The sequence below is a fragment of the Lactococcus sp. DD01 genome, from assembly GCF_001578715.1.
GTDB lineage: Bacteria > Bacillota > Bacilli > Lactobacillales > Streptococcaceae > Lactococcus > Lactococcus petauri.
Genome location: NZ_KQ968941.1, coordinates 143492 through 150215 on the forward strand (window position 1 = coordinate 143492; position 6724 = coordinate 150215).

At 39.0% G+C, this 6724-nt stretch carries 3 protein-coding genes and 9 tRNA genes; all 12 read right to left on the reverse strand.

Going from position 1 to position 6724, the window contains the following annotated elements; all coding sequences use genetic code 11:
- On the reverse strand, positions 1 to 2245 hold a 2245-nt coding region (locus LACDD01_RS09655), incomplete at its 3' end, for an ATP-dependent Clp protease ATP-binding subunit (protein WP_061414798.1).
- A 217-nt stretch (positions 2246 to 2462) separates the two neighbouring features.
- Positions 2463 to 3845 (reverse strand): RNA polymerase sigma factor RpoD, encoded by a 1383-nt coding sequence (gene rpoD / locus LACDD01_RS09660; RefSeq protein WP_017370526.1) that lies wholly within the window; start codon positions 3843 to 3845, stop codon positions 2463 to 2465.
- 35 nt (positions 3846 to 3880) lie between these two features.
- Positions 3881 to 5767, reverse strand: coding sequence for a DNA primase (gene dnaG, locus LACDD01_RS09665; protein ID WP_061414801.1), 1887 nt, complete (start codon positions 5765 to 5767; stop codon positions 3881 to 3883).
- Between the two features lie 73 nt (positions 5768 to 5840).
- A tRNA-Ser gene (locus tag LACDD01_RS09670) sits at positions 5841 to 5928 on the reverse strand.
- A 38-nt stretch (positions 5929 to 5966) separates the two neighbouring features.
- Positions 5967 to 6040 (reverse strand) — tRNA-Ile (locus tag LACDD01_RS09675).
- Between the two features lie 39 nt (positions 6041 to 6079).
- Positions 6080 to 6150 (reverse strand) — tRNA-Gly (locus LACDD01_RS09680).
- Positions 6151 to 6153: 3 nt separating this feature from the next.
- Positions 6154 to 6226: transfer RNA gene (locus LACDD01_RS09685), tRNA-Phe, on the reverse strand.
- Between the two features lie 7 nt (positions 6227 to 6233).
- Positions 6234 to 6323: transfer RNA gene (locus LACDD01_RS09690), tRNA-Ser, on the reverse strand.
- 6 nt (positions 6324 to 6329) lie between these two features.
- Positions 6330 to 6403 (reverse strand) — tRNA-Ile (locus tag LACDD01_RS09695).
- 15 nt (positions 6404 to 6418) lie between these two features.
- A tRNA-Met gene (locus LACDD01_RS09700) sits at positions 6419 to 6492 on the reverse strand.
- 28 nt (positions 6493 to 6520) lie between these two features.
- A tRNA-Pro gene (locus tag LACDD01_RS09705) sits at positions 6521 to 6594 on the reverse strand.
- A 41-nt stretch (positions 6595 to 6635) separates the two neighbouring features.
- Positions 6636 to 6709 (reverse strand) — tRNA-Arg (locus LACDD01_RS09710).
- Positions 6710 to 6724: the final 15 nt, after the last annotated feature.

The window sequence follows — 6724 nt, forward strand, 5'->3', positions numbered from 1 at the left end:
ATTTCTCTTCATCTTCAGTATCAGATGTATCCGCTGTGTCTTTTACTTCTTCAGGCTTATTCACAATAACAATCTTATCATCAACCAAATCTGCAAGTAATTCTTTATACTCAGGATGCTCGATATAAAAATCAGCAATAGCATCCTCGATATTATCCTGGATGGTACGACGTAATGGGCGTGCTCCCATTTTCGGATCGTAGCCCAGATCAACGAGTTTTTCTTTAACCGCCTGTGTGACGTCAAGATGAATATCATTTTGAGCGATTTGAGCATTTACTTCATCCAACATTAAATCTACAATCTTAAGCAAGTTTTCTTTGCTCAATGCTGAGAATTCAATGATAGCATCAAAACGGTTCATGAATTCTGGACTGAAGAAATTACCCAACTCTCCAAGCACTGAATTCGTACGTCCTTCACGTGCAGCGCCAAAACCAACACTTGCTTCAACCTTACCTGTACCAGCATTCGATGTCATAATGATGATAGCATCTTTGAAGGAAACTGTACGACCTTGCGCATCTGTCAAACGCCCGTCATCAAGAATTTGCAAGAACATATGCATTACATCCGGGTGAGCTTTCTCAATCTCATCCAATAAAATTAAGCTGTATGGGTTACGGCGCACACGTTCTGTCAACTGACCTGCTTCTTCATAACCCACATATCCTGGAGGAGCACCAATCAACTTAGCCACACTATGTTTTTCCATGTATTCCGACATGTCAAAGCGAATCATGCTATCTCTTGAGCCAAAAAGCTCATAAGCCAATTGTTTTGCAAGTTCGGTCTTCCCTACACCAGTAGGTCCAACAAAGAGGAATGAACCGATAGGACGATTAGGCTTTCCAAGTCCGACACGCGAACGACGCACAGCTTTAGAAATTTTATCAATCGCTTCATCTTGCCCGATAACATGTTCTTTCAAGTCTTCAGCTAGATTAATGAGCTGTGTTTGTTCTTTTTCTTTCAAATCACCTACAGGTATATGTGTCTTTTCTTCAACAATTGCTTCAATATCTTTTTCTGTGATATTTGGCATGTCAGTATCTGAGATTTCATGGCTTTGAAGCTCACGAAGCTTAGCGATTTGATCACGGAAATGAGCTGCTTTCTCAAAATCTTCACGTTGCATGGCTTCGTTTTTTTGCGCCTCTGCTTGCTCAATACGTTTTTTTATGTCCTCAGGATCAACAAATTTGAGTGTCAGATTCTTTTTCGAACCCGCTTCGTCCAGCAAGTCAATTGCTTTATCGGGAAGGAAACGGTCCTGAATATAACGGTTAGACAGATTTGCAGCAGCTAAGATTGCTTCATCTGAGTATTTTACATGATGATAATCTTCATAACGTTTTTGAATACCACGTAAGATTGTGATAGTCTCATCTACAGAAGGTTCATCAACTTTAACAGGTTGCATCCGGCGCTCAAGCGCTGCATCTTTTTCAATAATTCGATATTCATTGAGGGTTGTTGCTCCAACAAGTTGGAGTTCTCCACGTGCTAAAGCCGGTTTAAGGATATTTCCAGCATCCATATTTCCTTCCCCAGCAGAGCCTGCGCCCACAATCTCATGAATTTCATCAATGAAGAGGATAACGTCATCACGTTTACGAATCTCTTCCATCAGTTTTTGCATACGCTCTTCAAATTGCCCACGCACACCAGTACCTTGGACGAGACTGACAACATCAAGACGAATAACTTCTTTATTTTGTAGTTTTTGTGGTACATCACCATCAACTATTTTTTGGGCTAAACCTTCAACAACTGCTGTTTTACCAACACCAGGTTCACCGATAAGAACAGGATTATTTTTTGTTCGACGATTCAAAATTTCGATAACGCGGGTAATTTCAGAATCTCGTCCAATAACAGGATCTATTTCTCCACGACGTGCAGCATCAGTAATGTTGACTCCGAATTCTTCAAGAAGTCCTTTAGGTGCTTGACTTCCTCGAGGATTTTGTGGACCTCCTGGGCCTCGACCACCCGCTTGTGTTGGAGGTGTCATTGTCCGACCTTGATCATTACCATGTAAGGCTTGGAAAATATCTGGAAATGGATTAAAGGGATCATCATTATTCGAAATATTTGTAGCTCCAGCAAACAAGCTTTCTTGACCACCTGATTTCATAATTTGATAACAGTTTTGGCATAGATCCACTTGCTTACGCTGGCCATTCACATTTGTATAAAGGTGAATTGTCGCTTCGTTTATTTTACAATTTTGGCAGAGCATCTCTTCCTCCTTTGTGGTTACGTCTTTTCTTTATTTTAACTTATTTTTTTAGAATTAAAGAATCATGTCTGGCTTCTTTTATTTAAAGTTTGACCTTTTTTGACCTTTAATAATTTTTATTATATCACTTCTCTCAAATTTATCAAATCTTTTGTACTATATTCTTTTTCAATTATAAGAAAAAACTCTTCGACATCTGTCGAGAGAGTTTTTTATATTACATAAAGTCACGCAATGGTTTGCTACGACGAGGATGACGTAACTTTTTAATCGCTTTCGCTTCAATTTGACGAATACGTTCACGTGTCACTTTAAATTGTTTACCAACATCTTCAAGTGTGTGCATACGTCCATCATCAAGTCCAAAACGCATACGCAATACGTTTTCTTCGCGGTCCGTTAAGGTATCCATAACTTCATCAAGCTGTTCACGAAGCAAGATACGGTTGGTATAGTCTACCGGACTTTCAATCACATCATCTTCAATGAAATCTCCAAGGTGTGAATCGTCTTCCTCACCAATAGGTGTTTCCAATGATACAGGTTCCTGCGCAATTTTTAAGACTTCACGAACTTTATCAGGTGTCATGTGCAATTCTTTACCAATTTCTTCTGGTAAAGGATCACGACCTAATTCTTGTAAAAGATTACGTTGTACACGGATTAACTTATTGATTGTTTCGACCATGTGGACAGGAATACGAATTGTACGTGCTTGGTCAGCAATCGCACGTGTGATTGCTTGACGAATCCACCAGGTCGCATAAGTTGAGAATTTGAAACCTTTCGTATGGTCAAATTTGTCCACAGCTTTCATAAGTCCCATGTTTCCTTCTTGGATCAAATCCAGGAATTGCATCCCTCGTCCAGAATAACGCTTTGCAATTGAAACAACCAAACGTAAATTGGCTTCCGCAAGCATTTGTTTGGCAAATTCTGCTTCATCACCACCTGCCACGATAGCTTCCGCAAGTTTTGTTTCTTCTTCAAGCGAAATCAATGGATAACGTCCGATTTCCTTAAGATACATACGGACAGGATCATCAATACGGACATTTGTCACGATTTCATCCATGGCATTATCATCAAGCTTTTCTTCTTCTTCAGCTTGCAAAGCTAATGGACTAGGATTTCCTTCTTTATCAACAATAGAAATACCTGCATCTTGGATTTGTTGAAGCAAATCTTCGATAGCTTCGGCTTCCAAACCAAACTTCACCACAAGCTCATCTGTAATTTCATCATCTAAAGCTTCTTCGAGAGGTTTACGTTTTGTAATATAAGCTGCTACTGCTTTATCAAAAGCCTTATTGTCAAAAGTATCCGAATCTTTAATATCGATTTTCTTGGCCGCTTTTTCTTTAACAGAAGTTACATGTTTAGAACCTTTTTCTTTTAACTCTTCCACATCAACTTTTTCAACAATAATTGGTTTAAAATCCATTGCCGCAAGGAGTTTTGCTTCTTCAGCTTCAAAAATAGAACTTGAATGCGATTTAACCGCCATACCAAGCTCTTGTGCTTTTGCGATTAAAGCTTTGTTAGTGATTCCAGTTTCTTTTGCAATTTGACTGATTCTTTTTTTATTATTACTTGCCAATTTAATCCTCCCCAATGAACAATATAAGCAATAGCTTATATTTTTTTCTTCTGATTAATGATTTGGATTGTGAGTTCCAGCTCACGTTCCTTGTTGCCTACTTTTTGGGCATTCTCTAGTTGTTTTTGCAATTCACTAAACTTTATTTGCTCCATTTCCTTTGCAAAAACGGCCACCAAATCTTCGAGCTCCTGACTACTTGTCTCATCTGGCAAATCAAGACTTAGGATTTGATAAAATAAATTTTTCTCATCGGCATCTAATGAGGTGCCAAAGTGAGAAGGATCAATTTCTTCAAAACTCATAACCTCAAGTATGATTTTGTCAAAAAGGTTCTGGTAACGCTGATGGACAAAGCGAAAAGTTTCATCCTCCGCAAATTTTTGAAGAATACTTTGATGATAAATCATGCGATTCAACAGTTGTTCCTCTGCCCGTTCACTTCGTGATAAACTTGGAAGTTGCGGCTGTTGTACAGTTTTAGCAGCCTCTTGACCAGAAGGAAAATCACCATAATAATCTTGCTCCGTTGCAATAAAACCAGGATCAGGATAATTCGAAAAATCTTCTTCCGAAAAGCTCCCAAAACTCTCTTCAAAATTTCCCGCTTCTGCCCTTGATTTAAGGACGTTTTCACGCTTTAAATTGACAGATTGCTCTACTTGATTATACTCGAAATCAGGTAAAATCTCAACTAATTTTCTTATAAAAGCATCCTGTGCTGTAATTGACGAAACCCTTGCAATAACAGGCGCCATTTGCTCAATAAAATCCAATTGGTTTTTCAGATTTGAAAGGTTTTCAGGTTTCAAATAATCAATCAGAAATTCTGTCGGTTGTATCCTGCTGTTTTCCATCAGACCAGATAAAGATTCTAATGAATACTTTTTACTGTAATCATCTGGATCCAAACCTTCTGGAACACGAACAATCTGTGTCTTCTCTTCACCAATCAAATCAATTGCTTTATATATTGCATTTTGACCTGCCTGATCACCATCATAGATAAGAACATAATTTTTAGCTATTTTTTTTAAACGCTTTACGTGTTTCTCTGTTAAAGCTGTTCCCATGGTCGCCACAACGTTATACACACCAGCCTTATAAGCTGCAATAACGTCCATGAAGCCTTCCATCAAGTAAACTTCACGTGTTTTGGAAATAACTGGTTTTGCTCTATCCAAATTATAAAGCTCGTAAGATTTATCAAAGATTTTTGTTGCACTTGTATTAATATACTTTGCCTTACTTGTATCATTTTCTTGCCATTTTCGGCCTGAAAATCCCACAACATGCCCGTACTCATTTTTGAGTGGAAACATAATTCTATTTTGAAAAGCATCGAAAACCTTGTTACTTGAAAAGTTGAAAAGCCCAGAATTCGCTTGAACACTTTCATCAAATTTTCCAGAGAGATTTTTAAAAATAAAATCGTTTTCGTCTGGTGCTAAACCGATATTAAACTGCTTGATAATCTCAGAAGTAATCCCACGTTTTTCTAAATAAAGCCGAGCTTTTTCACCAATTTCTGTCGAAGTCAAAACAATGTTATAAAGCCGTGCAGCTTGATTGTTTATATCATAAAGCATTGCATGAGGATTATCTTTTTCTGCAGTAGAATCATTATCAATATTTAAGGTAATTCCAGCAAAACTCGCAACATCTTTTACTGCATCCACAAAACCAACTTGTTTATAATCTTTTATAAAATCAATAACATCGCCAGATTTTCCGCAACCAAAACAGTGATAAAACCCTTTATCAGCATTGACATTAAAGCTTGGTGTTTTTTCCCCATGAAAAGGACAAAGCCCTAAATAATTCTTTCCAGACTTAGTGAGAGGCACATATTGTGAAATTAAATCAGCAATATTTACCTGATTTTTTAACTCGGTTACTTCTTCGTTTGCAAGAAAAGCCATATAACCCCCTCTCATCTTAAACATTCTACATAAAGCATAAAAAACGACTATTCAACAATAGTCGTTGTACGGAAGGGGAGTAAGGGATTCGAACCCTCGCGCCGGTTTCCCGACCTAACGATTTAGCAAACCGTCCTCTTCAGCCTCTTGAGTAACTCCCCACCAGTTATTCACAATATATAGATATTATAAACATCTATGGGAACACGAGGATTTGAACCTCGGACCCCTGCGTTATCAACACAGTGCTCTAACCAACTGAGCTATGCTCCCAAATTATTAAAAAATCTTCTATATCCCAGAAAATTTTTAAGCGGGTGATGAGAATCGAACTCACAACATCAGCTTGGAAGGCTGAGGTTTTACCACTAAACTACACCCGCAAATGGCGCGAGACGGAATCGAACCGCCGACACATGGAGCTTCAATCCATTGCTCTACCAACTGAGCTACCGAGCCAAAGGAAAGGAGGATGTGGGATTCGAACCCACGCACGGTTTTACCCGCCTGACGGTTTTCAAGACCGTTCCCTTCAGCCGGACTTGGGTAATCCTCCAAAAAGTGGATCTTGTTGGATTCGAACCAACGACCGCTCGGTTATGAGCCGAGAGCTCTAACCAACTGAGCTAAAGATCCAGCTGTAAAATATAATAGCGGCGAAGGGGATCGAACCCCCGACCTCTCGGGTATGAACCGAACGCTCTAGCCAGCTGAGCTACACCGCCAAAAATTTCTGATAGAATAATCTATCAATCGGGAAGACAGGATTCGAACCTGCGACACCTTGGTCCCAAACCAAGTACTCTACCAAGCTGAGCTACTTCCCGAGATAAAGTTCATTATCATCATGATTTCATTCAGAAATCAATGCACCCGGCAGGATTCGAACCTGCAACCGCCTGATTCGTAGTCAGGTACTCTATCCAGTTGAGCCACGGGTGCATAATATTTAATTTT

What these genes read in the sequence shown, in the direction of transcription:
- dnaG (WP_061414801.1), bottom strand. Translation starts at nt 5,767, where the DNA reads ATGGCTTTTCTTGCAAACGAAGAAGTAACCGAGTTAAAAAATCAGGTA.